Source organism: Pseudomonas sp. 05T35, assembly GCF_056396605.1.
The window spans coordinates 1-17,318 of the sequence record NZ_JBFTLU010000041.1 but is presented as its reverse complement, the minus strand read 5'-3'; the positions used below and the strand labels follow the sequence as shown (position 1 = coordinate 17,318).

Below are 17,318 nucleotides of genomic sequence, written 5' to 3'. Positions count from 1 at the left end.
CGCTACAGGAGCGGGTGCTGCACGACCCGACGGCGTTCATGCAGTTGCTGCAGTTGCTGACGATTCCGGTCAGCGAGATGTTTCGCGACCCGGCGCACTTCCAGGCCATTCGTCAGGAAGTGGTGCCGCTGCTCAAGACCTATCCTTCGATCAAGGTCTGGATTGCCGGGTGCAGCACGGGCGAAGAGGTCTATTCGATGGCTATTCTGCTGCGCGAAGAAGGCTTGCTGGAGCGCACCATCATTTACGCCACTGACATCAACCCACGCTCGCTGGAAAAGGCCAAGCAGGGGATTTTCTCGCTGGCGAACATCCGCGCCTACACCCATAACTACCAGCAGGCCGGTGGTCAGTGCTCGTTCGCCGACTACTATACGGCAGCGTATGACCACGCGATTTTCGACAAGACCCTGTGCGAGAACGTGACCTTTGCCGATCACAGCTTGGCGACTGACAGTGTCTTTTCAGAAACTCAATTAATTTCATGTCGTAATGTATTGATTTATTTCAATAAAAAATTACAGGATCGCGCCTTCGGGCTGTTTCATGAGTCGCTGTGTCATCGTGGTTTCCTGGTGCTGGGCGGCAAGGAAACCCTGGACTTCTCGACTTATGGCAAGCAGTTCGAACCTTTGGTCAAACAAGAACGGATCTACCGCAAGCATGCTGAGTAATATCCAGGCCAAATTGCTGATCGTCGACGATCTGCCAGAGAACCTGCTGGCGCTCGAAGCGCTGATCGCCCGTGAAAACCGTACGGTGTACAAGGCGCTATCCGCGGACGAAGCCTTGTCATTACTGCTGCAACACGAGTTCGCCATCGCCATCCTCGATGTGCAGATGCCTGGCATGAACGGCTTCGAACTGGCCGAATTGATGCGTGGTACCGAGAAGACCCGGAGCATTCCGATAATTTTTGTCAGTGCTGCAGGGCGCGAGAGCAATTACGCGTTCAAGGGGTACGAAAGTGGTGCGGTAGACTTTTTGCATAAACCGCTGGATATCCACGCGGTGAAAAGCAAGGTCAACGTGTTTGTCGACCTGTACCGGCAGCGCAAGGCGATGAAGCTGCAGGTCGACGCCCTGGAGCAAAGCCGTTGTGAGCAGGAGGCGTTACTCAAGCAATTGCAGGTCACGCAGAACGAACTGGAGCAGGCCGTGCGCATGCGCGATGACTTCATGTCGATCGTCGCTCACGAAGTCCGTACACCGTTGAACGGGCTGATCCTTGAAACCCAACTGCGCAAGATGCACCTGGCCCGGGACAATGCTGCGGCGTTTACCCTGGACAAGATGCACGCGATGGTCGATCGCGATGAGCGGCAGATCAAGAGCCTGATTCGCTTGATCGAGGACATGCTCGATGTGTCGCGGATTCGCACCGGCAAGCTGTCCATTCGCCCCAGTCGTTTTGACCTGGCACAGTTGACGGGTAACCTGTTGCAGAATTTTGCACCGCAGGTGGAGTCTGCCGAGTCGTCGGTAACGTTTTTCGCGCCGCAACCGGTGGAAGGCAATTGGGATGAGTTTCGCATCGAACAGGTGGTGTCCAACCTGCTGACCAACGCGCTGCGTTACGGTGCCAAGCGTCCGATCGAGGTGCGCGTGTACAGCCAGGACGGCGAAGCGCGGATGGAGATCAGGGACCAGGGGATTGGCATCAGTGAGGAAAACCAGAAACGTATTTTTCAGCAGTTCGAGCGTGTGTCGGCGAAAACCGTGGTGGCCGGGCTGGGTTTAGGGCTATTTATTTCCGAGCAAATCGTCGCCGCCCATGGCGGATCCATCACCGTTGAGAGCAAGATTAATCAAGGTTCGTTATTTCGTGTTTGCCTACCGCTGCAGGAAAACAGACAAAGCAACGCAACCTCTGCGTGACCGAAGGGTCGTATCAGCAGCTATTGACCGAACAAAGGCTTCCCATGAGTGAAGATGCACAAGACGTCGTATTGATCGTTGAAGATGACCCCTCGATCCTGATGGTACTGGTCGCCTATCTATCGGGTGAGGGCTATCGGGTTTTGCAGGCTGTAGATGGCGAGCAGGCTTTCGAAATTCTCGCGAGCAAACCGCACCTGGATATGATGATCACCGATTACCGTCTGCCCGGTGGCATCTCCGGCGTACAGATTGCGGAACCTGCTGTGAAGTTGCGACCTGAACTCAAGGTGATTTTCATCAGCGGTTACCCGCAGGAAATTCGTGAGTCCGGCAGCCCGATCGCGCAAAAGGCGCCGATCCTGGCCAAGCCGTTCGATCTCGACGAGTTGCAGGTCTTGATGCACGAAATGCTTTCGTAAGCCCCACGCAATCCTCCGAGCTGCCGAAGGCTCGGGCCGCGTTCGGACGATCTTTCCGGGATCAAAGATCGCAGGCTACGCCAGCTCCTACGCTGGTTCAGGTGTATCGAGGATATCCAGTGCACGATTCACCGCGTAGGCAAGCTTAAACACCCGTCGTAGCAGCTGCCGAGCCTGCGAGGCTGCGTTCGGCGGCGAAGCAGTCGTAATATCAAGCAACATGTTCGTTCAGGAAAACAGCGTTCACCGGATTGGCGAGGACTGCGTCCTCGAACGCAGCCTCGCGGGCTCGACAGCTGCTACGGGGGGCGGCACTGTAATTGGCTGTTTGATCGTTCCCACGCGCATCTATCGAACCTGGTGGTCTTTTAGAGTCCCTGCTGCAACGCCGGATCATCCGGATTCATCTGCTCAAGTTGTGCCAGCAGCACCTGAACGTTCTGCAGCTGGCCACTTTCCTTCCAGTAGTTGATCAACGTTACCCGCGCCTTGCGGTCGGCCGGGTGGCGCTGAACGATTTCCTGAAGCTGCTTTTGCGCGGCTTCCAGTTCTTCCTGGCCGTGCAAGGTGGTTGCCAGGTCGTAGCGGTATTCCCTGTTGTCGGGCGCAAGCTCCACTGCTTTTGAAAGGCCGAGCAAGGCAAACTCGCTTTGCCCGTGATGCAGCAGCCAAAGCCCCAAGGCATGTTGCAGGTAGGCGGAGTCGGGTTGGGCCTGCAACTGTCTGGCCAGCATTTGTTGGGCTGCATCGGCCTGGCCCTGTTTATCCAGGACCTCGATCTGCATCACCAGCGCCGGCAAGTTGCCCGGGTCCAGGCGCAAGGTCTGATCGAGCGCTTGTTGGGCTTCTTTCAATTGGGCGTTGTGCAGGTGCAGGCGAGCCAGTTGGTATTGGGTCTCGGCGCTTTCGGGCTGACTGTTAAGCGAGTGCTCATACTCGTCGATGACCTGCTGCAAAGGGCCGAAGTACAACCCCAGATCATCCGGCGAAAGCCCCAGCAACGCGTTCGCGGTGGCAAAACGCACGGCTTGCTCGTGGTCGTCGAGCAATGGCCCGAGTAACAGGCTGCGTTGGCCATTGGGCACCAGCCCGACGATGCTTTTGATCGCCGCCTGGCGAACCTCGGCCACAGGGCTTTGCAGGTCGGCGTCTGCCAGTTTCAGTGCCTGCGGGCTCGGGTAATTCGCCAGTTCGGCATGCAACAGGACACGGCGCGTATCCGACAAGTCCGGACGTGCCAGTTGCTGGTAGAGCACTCGCGCCGCACCAGGTTGGCCGTTACGGGCCTTTTCCATGGCGTCGTGATAGCCCTGCTTGACCGCAGGAGGCACCTCTGGCGTGGTACTGCGCAGAGAAAACCAGGCAATGCCGACGGCAAACAGGACCAGCAGGCTGATGTACAGGTAGCGGCGAGGCATGGGCATGCAGGAATCCGGAATCTGACAGTGTTTGCAAAGCTGCCAGCATCGGTCAGCTGGCGCTGCGAGTCAAACCCGGGACATGGTTAAAACCATACTTGATCGGTACATGTCGAGCTGAAACCTCTCACGTGTCGTCGCAGTGACTACGCTTGCTGGAGATGACTCGACGAGCGTTGCCATGCAAGCGTTGCTGCAGTACTTCAAGGCGATCCTCCACCCCGGTCCCGGGGTGTTGCTGTTTGCCTTGAGAACGATCACCGCCGGGTTGCTGACACTGTACCTGGCCTTTCTTTTTGACCTCGATCAGCCCAAATGGTCGATCATGGCCGTGGTCATCGTCAGCCAGCCCCTGGCCGGGATGGCGCTTGCCCGCAGTTTTGGCCAGGTCATCGGCACTACGCTCGGCGCGGCCGTGGCCGTGGTGATCATGGCGATCTTCCCCCAGGCGCCGGTGCCTTTCGTAATGACGTTGTCCCTGTGGCTGGCGCTGTGCACCGCCGGTGGCACCTTGTTGCGCTACACCAGTTCCCAGGCATTTGTGCTCAGCGGCTATACGGCAGTAGTGGTGGGGCTGTTGGCAGTGCCTGATCTGGAGGGCACCTTCCTGTTGGCCGTGACTCGCGTGACCGAGACGTTGCTGGCGGTTGCCTGTGTCTGTGTCGTCAGCCTGCTGACCGCGCGTCCGGAGGCTGTGGCCAAGGATTACTTTGCCAGGATCGATCAGGTGATCAAGCTGCTGGCAACCCATGCCAGCGCGGTCATTCGGACCGAGGAAAGCGAGGAAGACTTCCACCGTCGGCAAATGCAGCTGCTTGGGCAGATCAGCGCGCTGGAGGGCGTACGCCGGCATTTGTATTACGACGCGCCGCGTTTGCGCAGTGCCGACGACCTGGTGCAATTGCTTGGCAATCAACTGCTGTTGCTGACCGCGCGGCTCACCGCATTGCGCCATCAGCGCGAGCTGTTGCTCGAACGCTGGGAAGGCGAGATCCCTGCCGAAATCCAGCATTTGCTGAACGAAGAGCTGACCTTTCTCGATGAGTTGGCCCGGCAGGGGCGTGCGCTGTCCAGCGAGAAACGGCACCAGTTTGCGGCGTTGCAACAGCGTTTCGATGCACTGGCCTACCGTTCGGAGCAACTGACCGAGCCCTTGAAGGCCACCTTGCGCTCTCTGTCATGGTCACTGCGCTGGGAACAGGCGCGAATGCTGCAGCAGCTTGAAACGATTCTGGAGTTGAGCGACGCGATCCAGAGCGGACGCAAGGCCAGTAGCGTGTTTCGCGGTCAGGCCAATCCGCTGCACCTGGATTTCACCCTGGCGACGATGAACGCCATCCGTGCGTTCTGCGCATTGATGGTGGCTGGCCTGATATGGATCGAAACCGGTTGGGACGGCGCCCGGGGCGGGATGATTGTGGCGGGGATCCTCTGCTCGTTGATGGCGACGTTTCCCCGCCCGTTGTTGGCTGCCCAGAGTTATGCCCGGGGCCTGGGGCTGGCGCTGGTGGTGTCGGCGGTGCTTGAGTTTGCGCTGGTGCCGATGATCAGTAGCTTCGAGCTGTTGGCCCTGTTGCTGGCGCCATTGCTGTATGCCGTTGCGGTGGGGTTGTCCAGCCCGTCAACCACGGGGACGGGGATCGGGCTGGGATTGTCGACGTTTCTGTTATTGGGCCCGCAGAACATCGGGTTGGGGCAGAACACCGCGATCCAGTGGTTTGAATTTGCTGGCGCTTACACCTGCGCCRCCGTGCTGGCGTTGAGTGTGTATGCCTTGATCTTTCCCTTCAGGCCCGTTCTGCGTATTCGCCGGCTGCACCAGGAAAATTGCGAGCAGGTCTATGCCTTGCTGAAAAAACCGGCCACCGATGAAAACCAGTTTGCCTTCGAGAGTCGTCTGGTCGACCGTCTGACCACGATGCTGGGGCTGTTGCCAGCCATCCAGGACAAGCCGGCGCGCGACCTGTTCGAGGTCAGCCTCGGCTGTCTGGCCCTGGGTATTGCCTTGAACCAGCTCAGGCAGCAGGGGCAGAACAACGTGCTACTGAGCCCGCAGACGCAAACCCGGTTGTTCGCCACCGTTCGGGAAGTCGGGCGGCTGGTCGCCGGTCGGCCGAACATCGAAGTGGATCGTGTGCTCGACAGCCTGCACGGCTTGGGCGATGAGCTGGACGCGCTGCACTGCAGCGTCCATGAACACCTGTGGTCAGTGTTTCGCATGCGTGTGGCGTTGTTGATCGTGGTGTCGTTCCTGGAGCGCCACCGTGGCCACTTTGAGCCTGTCACCTTGCAAGGAGTACCTGCGCTTGACCATTGATCTGGAAATAGGCGGCGTCTATCTGCCACCGATTGCCCAGGCGCTGCTGCTGGGCTTGCCGATTTTCCTGGTGCTGGACTGGTTCCTGCGGCGCCTCGGTGTATTGCAATTCGTCTGGCATGAAGCCTTGTTCGAAGGCGCGTTGTACGCCTGCGTGTGCGCGATGTTGATACTGGCGATGGGAGCCTGATGCCTTGAAGAAGATCCTTGCCCAACTCTCGACACTGGCAGTGGTCGTGCTGGCTTTTGTGCTCGGCTGGTTTGCCTGGGAGCATTACACCCGCGCACCCTGGACCCGGGACGCACGGGTGCGTGCCGATGTGGTGACCTTGTCCGCCGATGTTGCAGGACGCATCGTGCGCCTCGGCGTGCAGGATAACCAGCATGTGGAGAAGGGGCAGCTGCTGTTGGAAATCGATCCCTCGCGTTACACCCTGGCGGTGGAACATGCCAAGCGTTCGGTGGAAGTGGCGAAGGCCTCACTGGGGCAATCGCAAGCCACCATCGTTGCCAGCCAGGCGCTGCTCAAGCAGCGTCAAAGCGAGGAGCAGCGTCGACGGACCCTCAAGGAACGCATGGCGGTCTCTGGCGAAGAGTGGGAAAAATCCAGTACCGAGGTGTCGGTGGCCCAGGCCGATTTGCTGCGCAGCCAGGCCAACCTGGGGTTTGCCCAGGCCAATGTGCAACTGGCCATCGCCGCATTGGCCGAGGCTGAACACGATCTGGAGCGCACCCGGGTCGAATCGCCGGTCAGTGGCTATGTCACCAATCTGCTGACGCGGCAGGGCGATTACGCGACCGCGGGCGGTCCGCTGGTGGCGCTGGTGGACAGCGACTCGTTTTATATCAGCGGCTACTTCGAAGAAACCAAACTGCCGCGAATCGCGGAGGGTGACCGGGTCGATATCGACTTGATGAGTGGCGAACATTTTGGCGGCACCGTGCAAAGCATCGCTTTCGCCATTGCCGACCGGGAGAACCTGCCCGGCGGCCGTTTGCTGGCCAACATCAACCCAAGCTACACCTGGGTCAAACTGGCGCAACGGGTGCCGGTACGGATTCAGATCGACGCCGACTACGCCGGCAAAAACACGCTGCGCGCCGGGACCACGGCTACGGTGACTGTCCAGGAAACCCGCAAATCCGACGATCACCGCTAACACGGGAGAGTGTGGGGAGTCACCCCTGTTTGCAGGCAAAAAAAAGCCCCGCGACCGAATGAGGCGCGGGGCAAAGAAATTGGTTGGTTGCGGCCAACCAAAGGAGCTCTTGAAAGGGGTTACCTGCTGGCGACTGTCTCGGGTTGCCAGCCACCGCCGAGGGCCTTGTAGATGGCGACGATGCCACGGTAAAGATCAACCTCGGCCTGGGCCTGGGAGTCCTCGGCGGCCAGGCGCTCACGTTGCGCGTCGAGCAGCACCAGGAAATCCACGGTGCCTTCGCGGTAGCGAATTTGCGCGAGGTCGGCGGCAGCGCGGCTCGATTCGCTTTGGCGAATCAGCGAGATCAGGCGTTGCTGGCGTTTACCGTAATCGGAGAAGGCGTTCTCCGATTCTTCCAGCGCTAACAACACTTGCTGCTCGTAGGTCGCCAGGGCGCCTTCGGCGTTAGCATCGGCTGCCCGCAAGCGAGCGCGCACGCTGCCCAGGTCGAAAGCGGCCCAGGTAATGCTTGGGCTGAGCGCCCAGGCGCTGGCTGCCGAGGAGCCGATCTGCGAGCCGCGCCCGGCGGTGAAGCCGAGGAAGCCACTGAGGCTGACCCGTGGGAACAGATCGGCCTTGGCCACACCGATTCGCGCAGTGGCGGCAGCCAGTTTACGCTCGGCACTGCGGATATCCGGACGGCGTTGCAGCAGCTCACCCGGATCACCAATCGGCAAGGCCTTGGCAATCGCCGGCAAGTTGGCCGGGCTGAGGTCGACGGTCAGTTTGTCTGGCCGCTCACCCAGCAGGGTGGCGATGCGGTTGCGTTGGCGTACCTGTACCTCTTGCAGCTGTGGCACGCTGGCTTCGACGGAGGCGAGGCGGGCATCGGCGCGAACCACATCGAGCTGATCGCCGACACCGGCATCACGCAGGCTCACGGTGATCTTGCTCGACTCTTGCTGGTTCTGCAGGTTGGCCAGCGCGATTTTTTCCCGCAGTTGCGCACCGCGCAGTTGACCGTAAGCGTCCACCAGTTCGGCAATCATGCTGACTTGCAGTTGGTGCAGGTCGGCTTCGGCCACTTGCTGATCGGCATCAGCGGCTTCCAGGTTGCGCTGGATGCGCCCGAACAGGTCGACTTCCCAGGCCATGTCCAGGCCCAGGTCATAGCGCTCGCTGTTGACGCGCTGAGTGGTCTGGCCGGGAATCTGGCCCTTGGCCAAATCGCTGCTGGCGCGGCTGGTGACGTTGGGTGTGGTCTGGGTGACTGCGTCATCGCGAAACGCACGAGACGCCTTCAAGCGGGCATACGCCACTCGCAGATCACGGTTGCCCTGCAACGACTGGGTCACCAATTGATTGAGGATTGGATCGTCGAACTGCTGCCACCAGACACCTTCAAAGCGTGCGCGGTCGAAGTTCTTCTGGCCGTTGGCGCCGTCGGTGGCGGCCGTGATGTTGGCCGCCTCCGTTGCCGGGGTCTTGTAGTCCGGGCCGACGGCACAGGCGCTCAGGGCCAGTACCAGCAAGCTCGGCAGGAAGGCTTTCAGGCTCATTGTTGCGCCTCCAGTTTCAGGGCCTTGGCCGCTTTGCGGGCATCGCTGCGCTCCACAAAACGACGGATCAATACGTAGAACACCGGCGTCAGCAACAGACCGAAGAAGGTCACCCCGAGCATCCCGGAGAACACCGCCACACCCATGGCGTGACGCATTTCTGCACCGGCACCGCTGGAGAACACCAGAGGCACCACGCCCATGATGAAGGCGAAAGAGGTCATCAGGATCGGCCGCAGACGCAGACGGCAGGCTTCCAGTACCGCGCTGAGCGGGTCCAGGCCTTCCTCTTGCTTGTCCTTGGCGAACTCGACGATCAGGATCGCGTTCTTGCAGGCCAGTCCCACGAGTACTATCAAGCCGATCTGGGTGAAGATGTTGTTATCGCCACCGGAGAGAATCACCCCGGTAATCGCCGACAGCAGGGTCATCGGGACGATCAGGATCACCGCCAGTGGCAGGCTCCAGCTCTCGTACTGCGCCGCCAATACCAGGAACGCCAGCAGTACGCAGAGCGGGAACACGAACAGCGCGGTGTTGCCAGACAGAATCTGCTGGTAGGTCAGGTCGGTCCACTCGTAGGTCATGCCGTTAGGCAGTTCGTCCTTGAGCAGTTTTTCGATGGCCTGTTGCGCTTGGCCGGAGCTGTAGCCAGGGGCTGCGGCACCGTTGATTTCAGCGGTGATAAAGCCGTTGTAGTGCATCACGCGGTCCGGCCCCGAGGTGTCGCTGACCTTGATGAAGGTCGCCAGCGGGATCATCTCGCCTTTGTTATTACGCACTTTCAGCTGGCCGATCTGATCCGGTTCGAGGCGGAACTGCTGCTCGGCCTGAACGTTGACCTGATAGGTGCGACCGAAGCGGTTGAAGTCGTTGGCATACAACGAGCCCAGGTAGATCTGCAGGGTATCGAAGATGTCGCTGACGGCCACGCCGTGGGTCTTGGCTTTTTCACGGTCGATGGCGGCATCGACCTGTGGCACGTTCACGGTGTAGCTGGTGAACAGCCCGGCCAGTTCCGGCACGCTGCGGCTCTTGGCAATAATGTTCATGGTTTCTTTGTACAGCTCGTCATACCCCAGGTTGCCCCGGTCTTCGATCTGCAGGCGGAAACCACCGATGGTGCCCAGGCCTTGTACCGGCGGCGGCGGGAAGATCGCCATGTAGGCTTCCTGAATCCCGGCGTACTGGCCGTTCAAGGCACCGGCAATGGCACCAGCCGATTGGCTTGGGTCTTTGCGTTGGTCGAACGGTTTCAGGGTGACGAACACGATGCCGGCGTTAGGGCTGTTGGTGAAGCCGTTGATCGACAGGCCAGGGAAGGCCACCGCGCTTTCCACGCCAGGCTGTTTAAGGGCCAGGTCGGACATGCGCTTGATCACATCTTCGGTGCGGTCCAGGCTCGCTGCGTCCGGCAGTTGGGCGAAGGCCACCAGGTATTGCTTGTCCTGGCCCGGCACGAAACCGGTTGGCGTGTTCGAGAAACCGAGGAACGTCAGCGCCATCAGGCCGGCGTACAGCAGCAGGGCGATACCGCTGCTGCGGATCACACGACCTACAGTGCCGACATAACCATGGCTGGCACGATCAAAGAAACGGTTGAACGGGCGGAACAGCCAGCCACCGAAGATCCCGTCGAGGACTTTCGAGAAGCGGTCCTTCGGGGCGTCATGGCTCTTGAGCAATACGGCCGCCAACGCTGGCGACAGGGTCAGCGAGTTGAAGGCCGAGATCACCGTGGAGATCGCAATGGTCAAGGCGAACTGCTTGTAGAACTGCCCGGTCAACCCGGAGATGAAGGCCGCCGGGATAAACACGGCACACAGCACCAGCGCGGTGGCGATGATCGGTCCGGTTACTTCACGCATGGCGCGCTTGGTCGCTTCGACCGGTGTCAGCCCGAGGCCGATATTCCGTTCGACGTTTTCCACCACCACAATCGCATCGTCGACCACGATACCGATGGCCAATACCAATCCGAACAATGACAACGCGTTCAGCGAGAAGCCGAACAGGTGCATCACGGCGAACGTACCGATCAGCGATACCGGGACTGCCACCAACGGAATGATCGAGGCGCGCCAGGTTTGCAGGAACAGGATCACCACCAGCACCACCAGAATCAGTGCTTCGAACAACGTGTGCACCACCGCTTCGATGGAACCGCGAACGAAAATCGTCGGGTCATACACGATGCTGAAGTCCATGCCTTCGGGGAAGCTCTTCTTCAGCTCGGCCATTTTGGCACGCACTTCGTTGGAGATCTCGATAGCGTTGGAACCCGGACGCTGGAAGATTGGGATGGCCACAGCCGGCTGGTTATTCAGCAGGGAGCGCAAGGCGTACTGACTGGAACCGAGTTCGACGCGAGCAATGTCCTTGAGGCGAGTGATTTCACCGTTTTCGCCAGAGCGAATAATGATGTTCTCGAACTCTTCCTCGGAGACCAGGCGACCTTGGGTGTTGACCGAGAGCTGGAACGCGGTGGCGTTCGGCGCAGGCGGCGCACCCAGGGCACCGGCGGCGACCTGACGGTTCTGTTCGCGAATCGCGTTGACCACATCGGTCGCGGTCAGGTTGCGCGAAGCGGTCTTGTTCGGATCGAGCCAGACCCGCAGCGAGTAGTCGCCCATGCCGAACAGTTGCACGTCACCGACGCCGCCCAGCCGCGCCAGCTCATCCTTGATGTTGAGCAGGGCGTAGTTGGACAGGTAGAGCATGTCGTAGCGCTTGTCCGGCGAGGTCAAGTGCACAACCATGGTCAGGTCGGGCGAGGCCTTGTCCACCGTGATACCGATCCGGGTCACTTCTGCGGGCAGCTTGGGCTCGGAGCGGGTGACGCGGTTCTGTACCTGTACCTGAGCGTTGTCCAGGTCGGTGCCCAGCGCAAAGGTGATGGTCAGGGTGATCTTGCCGTCAGCGGTGGACTGCGAGGACATGTACAGCATGTTCTCGACGCCGGTGATGGCTTGCTCCAGCGGAGCGGCCACGGTTTCACCGATGACTTTAGGGTTGGCACCCGGGAAGTTGGCGCGAACCACCACGGTCGGTGGCACGACTTCCGGGTATTCGCTGATCGGTAGCTGGAACAGCGAGATGCTGCCGGCGATCAGGATCAGCAGCGAGAGCACCGCTGCGAAGATCGGCCGTGAAATGAAGAATTGGGAAAAATTCATCGGAGTTGTCGTCCCTTAACCGCGTGGAGTCGCAGCGGCGAGTTTCACAGCCGTACCCGGCGCAACCTTGGCAGGTGCGACTTGGGGCAGGTTGCTGGCTTCAAGCGCTTGGCGTTGTTGAGCGAGGGCCGCGAGGGTTTCCTGGCTGGCCATCGGGATCACTTCAGGTGTCACCGGGGAACCCGGACGTACCCGTTGCAAGCCCTTGACGATGATCGTGTCGTCCTTGTTCAGGCCGCTGCGCACAATGCGCAAACCTTCGATCTTCGGGCCCAGTTCGACGGCGCGATAAGCCGACTTGTTGTCGGCGTCCATCACCAGTACAAACTTTTTACCCAGGTCGGTGCCGACGGCTTCGTCGTTGATCAGCACGGCGGAATAGGTCCCGCTGCCCACCAGTTTCAGGCGAGCGTAGAGGCCGGGGGTGTATTCGCCCTTGCTGTTGTCAAATACGGCACGACCACGGATGGTGCCGGTTTTCGGGTTGACCTGGTTGTCGACGAAGTTCATCTGGCCCAGGTGTGGGTTGCCTTCTTCATTGGACAGGCCAAGGTAAACCGGTGTGGTTTGACCGCGTTGGCCCTGGCGGGCGAGCTGGGTGTACTTGAGGTACACACGCTCATCGGCGTCGAAGTAGGCGTAAATCTTGTCAGTGGAGACCACACTGGTCAGCGGAGTGACATCCGCGGTGACCAGGTTGCCGGCGGTGATTTCCGCACGGCTGACGCGGCCGCTGATCGGTGCGGTGACGCGGGTGAAACTGAGGTTCAGTTTGGCCAGGTCCAATTGCGCCTGGAGGGCGCCGACAGCGGCTCGGGCTTCTTGGGCGGCGCTGCTGCGCGAGTCGGCCAATTCTGCAGAAATCGCATTGCTGGCGCGCAGGCGTTCACCGCGTTGGGCTTCATTTTCGCTGCGGGTAGCATTGGCTCGGCCCTGGGCAACCAGGGCTTCAAGACGGCGGACTTCGGCCTGGAACGGGCGAGGGTCGATCTGGAACAGCAAATCGCCCTTTTTCACAAGGGCGCCTTCGGTGAATGCGACTTCGTCGATCTGGCCTGACACTCGAGGACGAATCTCGACGGTTTCCGGTGCTTCGAGGCGGCCGGTGAAATCGTCCCATTCGTTGACCGGTTGTTCCAGCACCTTGGCCACGCTGACTTTGGCCGCAGGCATGGCGGCAGCGGTGCCCGGGGTCTTGCCGCAAGCGCTCATCACCATCAAGGCCAAAACGGCCAAGGGGAAGCGCAAATGTTTGAATGACTGTTCCATGGATGCATCCGCCACTGTATTGAGATGGGCGGATAATGCTTGGCGGGGCTGTATCAAACGAATCGAATGAGGCAAAGGTAACTATCATTCGGAATGATATAAGCGCGAAGTAAGCCCTCTAGCATGGGGTTTTTGTTAGGTGGCTATCAATTGGCTCAAACGCAATTCAGTGTTGCGGGGAGTGCAAAGATCGGACGGATTGTCAGGCGGGTCAACTGGTATAAGCAAAGAGACGGCCATTGCGGCCGTCTCGATAAGCGTCTTGTGAACCAGGTTCAGTTGATCCCTTTTGGGTTCGGCCCGAAACGGTTGTCGCCAGGCTGGCTGTCCTGGACCATGAAGACAATGTTCACGATAGGCAGCAAGATCCACCAGCCACTGCGGTTAGTGTCGTGCATCCGGCGAACAGCTGCCGCCAGACCAGGCAGAAACACGGCAAGGCTATAAAGGTTGTAAATGTACCCTTTGCCACCCAGCAAGGCCTCAATAACGATAAGCCCTAAAGAGATCCCGAGGTTGATCAGAATAAACATCCAGTATTCGCGGCGGCTGGCGCGGCCTTTAAACTCGGCATATTTCTTGAGCACTTCAAGGTACGGATTGCCGGTTTCTGGTACAGCGTTTGACGCTGCACGTGTTGGCTGGAACGCCTGAGGTGCGCCACATTGTGGGCAGGTCGTAGCAGTGCTGTGAATTTCCTTGGCGCAACCACGACAAAAAACCATGCTCATATTTTTTCCCTAAAATTAATCAAACGACAGTCCAACAAAAATAAACGTCGCAATGGCCGATAAGACGACACCGGCGATCGCCAGGTTATTTCCGGATTTTTTTTGGTTAATGCTGATGATGCCGCAAATGAGACCTGTGACGGAGAGAGCTCCCAGTCCAATGAGGGTATCTCTATCCCATTCAGAGTCATCAAGCAGGCTGAGTACGCAGAGGATGCCCAATATTAACGAGAGGATGGCCAGCCACGGCGAACCAACGTCACTCGTTGCAGCGATAGCAACGTGTTGGCTCGCGCCGCATTGGGGGCACGTTGGGGCCGTCTCGTGAATTTCCTTGGCGCACGCACGACAAAAGACCATTGCCATCGTTTTCCTTAACGTCTAATGCTAAATACCCGCCTCATTATCGACCAAGCCTGGAAAAACTTTAGGATTATTTAAAATAAATTTCGGTAGGGTTTACTCACTGCTGTCGGAGTCTGTCCGGATCCCGGTGCTGCCTTGATGGYGCGGTCACAAGCCGGCCAGCGAACGCAACATTGAAAGTGCAGGGCGCCCCTCTCTGGCGCCCTTTTAGAACCACAAACTCTGAATCGTCTACACCGTATCCCTGGTCATACGCTCATCAATGGCTTAGGCCGTATTTCGGTCGGAATAAGTTGCTTGCCAGTGCAGAATCTGCTGTTGGATATTCCAATGAATAATGTGCTTGTAGAGTTTCTCGACGAAGGCCACTTCGAACCCGGCGGCGACTGCCCACTCGCGACGGTCTTCGAGCATCGCCGCGACCCGCTCTGGAGCGGGGATAGCCCGTTCATTGGCTTTGAATTGCGCAGCGGCTTTTACATATCCCAGGCGTAGTTTCAAGGACTCAAGGATCTGGCGATCATAAAAATCGATGCCTGCCCGAATATCATTGAGGTTTTCGCAGGCTTCAGGTGTTTTAAGTGGCGACATGGTGCTTGTCTCAAGGTGTGTTGAAAATAGCCAATTTCAGATGACGTCGAATCGGGGGCAGATCTCCCTGACGGAGTTTGAAGGTCGTCGCTCATTCCCTACTTGTTTGACATGCGCGCCCCCGAATCGCCAGGCATCCGTCTCAAGCTCGGTAATGACCTCATCGATCAATGCGTCGATCATTACGTTGTCGTGATGATGGGGTGTCGTTATCAAGTGCGCTGTATCGCCAGATACCGCCAGGCAATATTTCTTCGCAATCCTCTGCGACGGACAAGGAAACACTACGGTGATGGAGTTCTCGTTGCGCCAGGCACCAATACCTGCAGCCTGGAATCGATCCACCGCATACTGGGCTTTTTCCAGGCAGTGGTGGATACGCTGGCGCCAGTCAGCGAACGAGTGGCTGCGTAGCGCCGCCCACATCATCAAGGGTGTATGGCCATTGCGCGAGCCGCTGATGGTCTTGTCATGGGCCAGGATGTAGTCCACTTCCACCGAGATGCGCGCAACGTCCTTGCGTTTGGCCACGACGATTCCGCAAGGAATGGGCGAACCGATCATCTTGTGGCCGGAAACGCAGATCGAGTCGATGCCATCGGCGAACGAGAAGGGCTGCGGGTGATCGACGAAGGGCAGGATCATCCCGCTCAGCGCTGCGTCTGCGTGCAGGTAGTAGTCATGACGGGCAATGCCCGCCTGCAGCAGACGCTGTTGAATGGTGGCGATATTGTCGACGGCTCCGCGCAGGGTGGTGCCGATGTTGGCGAAGATGATCGGGTGGCGTTCCTGGTCGGCGGTTATTTTTGCCAGCAGGTCGTCGTAGTCGATCTCGCCATTGGCCAGTGACTCGACTGCACGGCATTTGATCCGTAGCAACTTGACGATCTTCGCAACGGAGTAATGGGTGTCTTTCGAGTAGTACAGGGTACTGTTCGGGAACAGTTCACGACCCAGGTAGCAGCCAAACATGTTGCCTTCGGTCCCCCCGTTGGTGACGTAGCCCCAGCTGTCTTCGAGCGCGATGTTGAACAGCTCGGAGAAGTACGTCATGACGTCCTTTTCAAAGTCGAATGAGTTCAACAGGTAGTTGCTGTACTCGTTCCAATCCCCGCAGTTGTTGATCGAAAAGCGCAGGAAACGATGCAACTGGGAGTAATCGAAGTCTGCTGATTCGGGGTACCCGATATTGAAGTACTGATTCGTCACGCAGTGCTGCCAGAAGCGCTCGAGCCTGCTTGTGTCCACCAGTGACCACCAACTGGCGAGCGTGGGCGAGGCCGCCAGCTCTTCGAAGCTCACAGCGATGCCGCGTTCTTTGAGCTCCGCAGCGAGCTTCATCACCCGCAAGGAATCGAGTCCGTAGAAAATCAGGTTTTCCTCCGGGTCCAGGTCTTCACAGTCCTCGACAAGTTGCAGTACGCGGGTGTGTAGCCAGGCGCGGGTGGTTTCCGCCGCCAGGAGTTGGCGTAGTTGCTTTTTGTCGATCTTGCCGACGGCCGTCAGGGGCATGGTCTCGATGAGCCGGATGCGATCGGGCAGTTTGTATTCGGCGATGCCGAGTTCCATCAAGTGGCGTCTCAAGGCGGGCGGTTTGAGATGGGGGTTGCGGGTGACGACGAAGGCGCAGCTCTTTTCCCCCAGTCTGTCGTCGGGCATGGCCACCAGGCCGGCGTGGGTCACGTCCGGGTGGAGGACGATGAGGTTTTCGATTTCCTCCGAGGCGACTTTTTCGCCACCGCGGTTGATCTGATCCTTGACCCTGCCGACGACCCGCAAATCGCCTGTCGGTGTGAGTTCAACGAGGTCGCCGGAATAGTAGTAACCCTCATGGTCAAACGCCTGGGCATTCTGCTCGGGGCTTCGGTAATACCCGCAGAACGTGTAAGGGCCGCGAGTGGCGAGCATGCCAGGCTCGCCGTGCGGGACGGGGATGCCTTGTTCGTCGACGATTTTGATTTCGTCATCCGGGCAGATCGGACGGCCTTGGGTGGTGAAGATCTGTTCGTCAGGGTCGTTCAGGCGGGTGTAGTTGATCAGGCCCTCGGCCATGCCGAACACCTGCTGCAACTTGCAGCCGAGCACTCCGGGAACCTGGCGTGCCAGCGAGTCGGCGAAACAGGCACCACCGACCTGGAGGAGTTCCAGCGATTGCAGTTGCTCCTTGTGCTCCGGCGCGGCCTGCAACCACAAGGCGACTGCACTTGGAACCAGGGCCACGGTATTCACTTCATGGCGCTGAATGATCGAAAAGCACGTCGACGGCTCCGGGCTCGGAGCCATGACGACAGTGCCGCCGGCGTACAGGACGCCCAGGGCGCCGGGCGAGCTGAGCAAGAAGTTGTGCGCCGCAGGCAGGGCGCAGAGAAAGCGTGTTTGTGCAGTGAGCTCGCATACTTGCGCACTCGCCCGGGCGTTGTAGTGATAGTCGTTATGGGTGCGCGGGATG

Annotated in this window: 13 protein-coding genes and 2 pseudogenes; 6 read left to right on the top strand and 9 right to left on the bottom strand. The window is 59.1% G+C overall.

Features of this window, described 5'->3' with window-relative positions:
* The 3 genes from AC1DH9_RS05225 to AC1DH9_RS05215 form a co-directional block, all read left to right on the top strand.
* A partial coding sequence (locus tag AC1DH9_RS05225) for a CheR family methyltransferase (protein WP_477807886.1) occupies nucleotides 1-674 on the top strand: 674 nt, incomplete at its 5' end.
* A complete protein-coding gene (locus tag AC1DH9_RS05220) occupies nucleotides 664-1,878 on the top strand; it encodes a hybrid sensor histidine kinase/response regulator (protein WP_427537373.1) in 1,215 nt (404 codons plus the stop codon). The genes AC1DH9_RS05225 and AC1DH9_RS05220, both read left to right, overlap by 11 nt.
* Nucleotides 1,879-1,922: 44 nt before the next feature.
* Complete coding sequence (locus tag AC1DH9_RS05215) at nucleotides 1,923-2,300, top strand: response regulator (RefSeq protein WP_054597203.1); 378 nt, start codon at nucleotides 1,923-1,925, stop codon at nucleotides 2,298-2,300.
* A 368-nt stretch (nucleotides 2,301-2,668) separates the two neighbouring features.
* Here AC1DH9_RS05215 and AC1DH9_RS05210 read toward each other — a convergent pair whose 3' ends face one another.
* Nucleotides 2,669-3,724 (bottom strand): tetratricopeptide repeat protein, encoded by a 1,056-nt coding sequence (locus AC1DH9_RS05210; protein WP_427537369.1) that lies wholly within the window; start codon nucleotides 3,722-3,724, stop codon nucleotides 2,669-2,671.
* A 175-nt stretch (nucleotides 3,725-3,899) separates the two neighbouring features.
* On the opposite strand from AC1DH9_RS05210, the gene AC1DH9_RS05205 reads away from it, so the two are divergent.
* The 3 genes from AC1DH9_RS05205 to AC1DH9_RS05195 are packed head-to-tail and all read left to right on the top strand — an operon-like array spanning nucleotide 3,900 to nucleotide 7,195.
* Nucleotides 3,900-6,035 (top strand): FUSC family protein, encoded by a 2,136-nt coding sequence (locus tag AC1DH9_RS05205; RefSeq protein WP_477807885.1) that lies wholly within the window; start codon nucleotides 3,900-3,902, stop codon nucleotides 6,033-6,035.
* Nucleotides 6,025-6,225 (top strand): DUF1656 domain-containing protein, encoded by a 201-nt coding sequence (locus tag AC1DH9_RS05200; RefSeq protein WP_054597206.1) that lies wholly within the window; start codon nucleotides 6,025-6,027, stop codon nucleotides 6,223-6,225. Before AC1DH9_RS05205 ends, AC1DH9_RS05200 begins: the two co-directional genes overlap by 11 nt.
* A gap of 4 nt (nucleotides 6,226-6,229) precedes the next feature.
* On the top strand, nucleotides 6,230-7,195 hold the full coding sequence (locus tag AC1DH9_RS05195) for an HlyD family secretion protein (RefSeq protein WP_427537362.1): 966 nt from the start codon (nucleotides 6,230-6,232) through the stop codon (nucleotides 7,193-7,195).
* Nucleotides 7,196-7,314: 119 nt separating this feature from the next.
* Here the strand turns inward: AC1DH9_RS05195 and AC1DH9_RS05190 are convergent, their stop codons facing one another.
* The 8 genes and pseudogenes from AC1DH9_RS05190 to AC1DH9_RS05155 form a co-directional block, all read right to left on the bottom strand.
* Nucleotides 7,315-8,736 carry an efflux transporter outer membrane subunit gene (locus tag AC1DH9_RS05190; RefSeq protein WP_427537359.1) on the bottom strand — a complete coding sequence of 474 codons (1,422 nt, stop codon included), beginning with the start codon at nucleotides 8,734-8,736 and terminating at the stop codon, nucleotides 7,315-7,317.
* Complete coding sequence (locus tag AC1DH9_RS05185) at nucleotides 8,733-11,912, bottom strand: efflux RND transporter permease subunit (RefSeq protein WP_427528762.1); 3,180 nt, start codon at nucleotides 11,910-11,912, stop codon at nucleotides 8,733-8,735. Before AC1DH9_RS05185 ends, AC1DH9_RS05190 begins: the two co-directional genes overlap by 4 nt.
* Nucleotides 11,913-11,927: 15 nt before the next feature.
* Nucleotides 11,928-13,181, bottom strand: a complete 1,254-nt coding sequence (mexE, locus tag AC1DH9_RS05180) for a multidrug efflux RND transporter periplasmic adaptor subunit MexE (RefSeq protein ID WP_427537356.1) — start codon at nucleotides 13,179-13,181, stop codon at nucleotides 11,928-11,930.
* Nucleotides 13,182-13,456: 275 nt separating this feature from the next.
* Nucleotides 13,457-13,912 (bottom strand): DUF805 domain-containing protein, encoded by a 456-nt coding sequence (locus AC1DH9_RS05175; RefSeq protein ID WP_427537353.1) that lies wholly within the window; start codon nucleotides 13,910-13,912, stop codon nucleotides 13,457-13,459.
* 15 nt (nucleotides 13,913-13,927) lie between these two features.
* Nucleotides 13,928-14,278 carry a DUF4190 domain-containing protein gene (locus AC1DH9_RS05170; RefSeq protein WP_427537350.1) on the bottom strand — a complete coding sequence of 117 codons (351 nt, stop codon included), beginning with the start codon at nucleotides 14,276-14,278 and terminating at the stop codon, nucleotides 13,928-13,930.
* Between the two features lie 267 nt (nucleotides 14,279-14,545).
* The gene (locus AC1DH9_RS05165; RefSeq protein ID WP_427537347.1) at nucleotides 14,546-14,869 is read right to left on the bottom strand and encodes an isochorismate lyase; all 324 of its coding nucleotides are present in this window, start codon (nucleotides 14,867-14,869) and stop codon (nucleotides 14,546-14,548) included.
* Nucleotides 14,870-14,905: 36 nt separating this feature from the next.
* A pseudogene (locus tag AC1DH9_RS05160) lies at nucleotides 14,906-16,054 on the bottom strand (histidine decarboxylase); the annotation flags it as partial.
* Nucleotides 16,055-16,099: 45 nt separating this feature from the next.
* Nucleotides 16,100-17,318: pseudogene (locus AC1DH9_RS05155) on the bottom strand (AMP-binding protein); the annotation flags it as partial.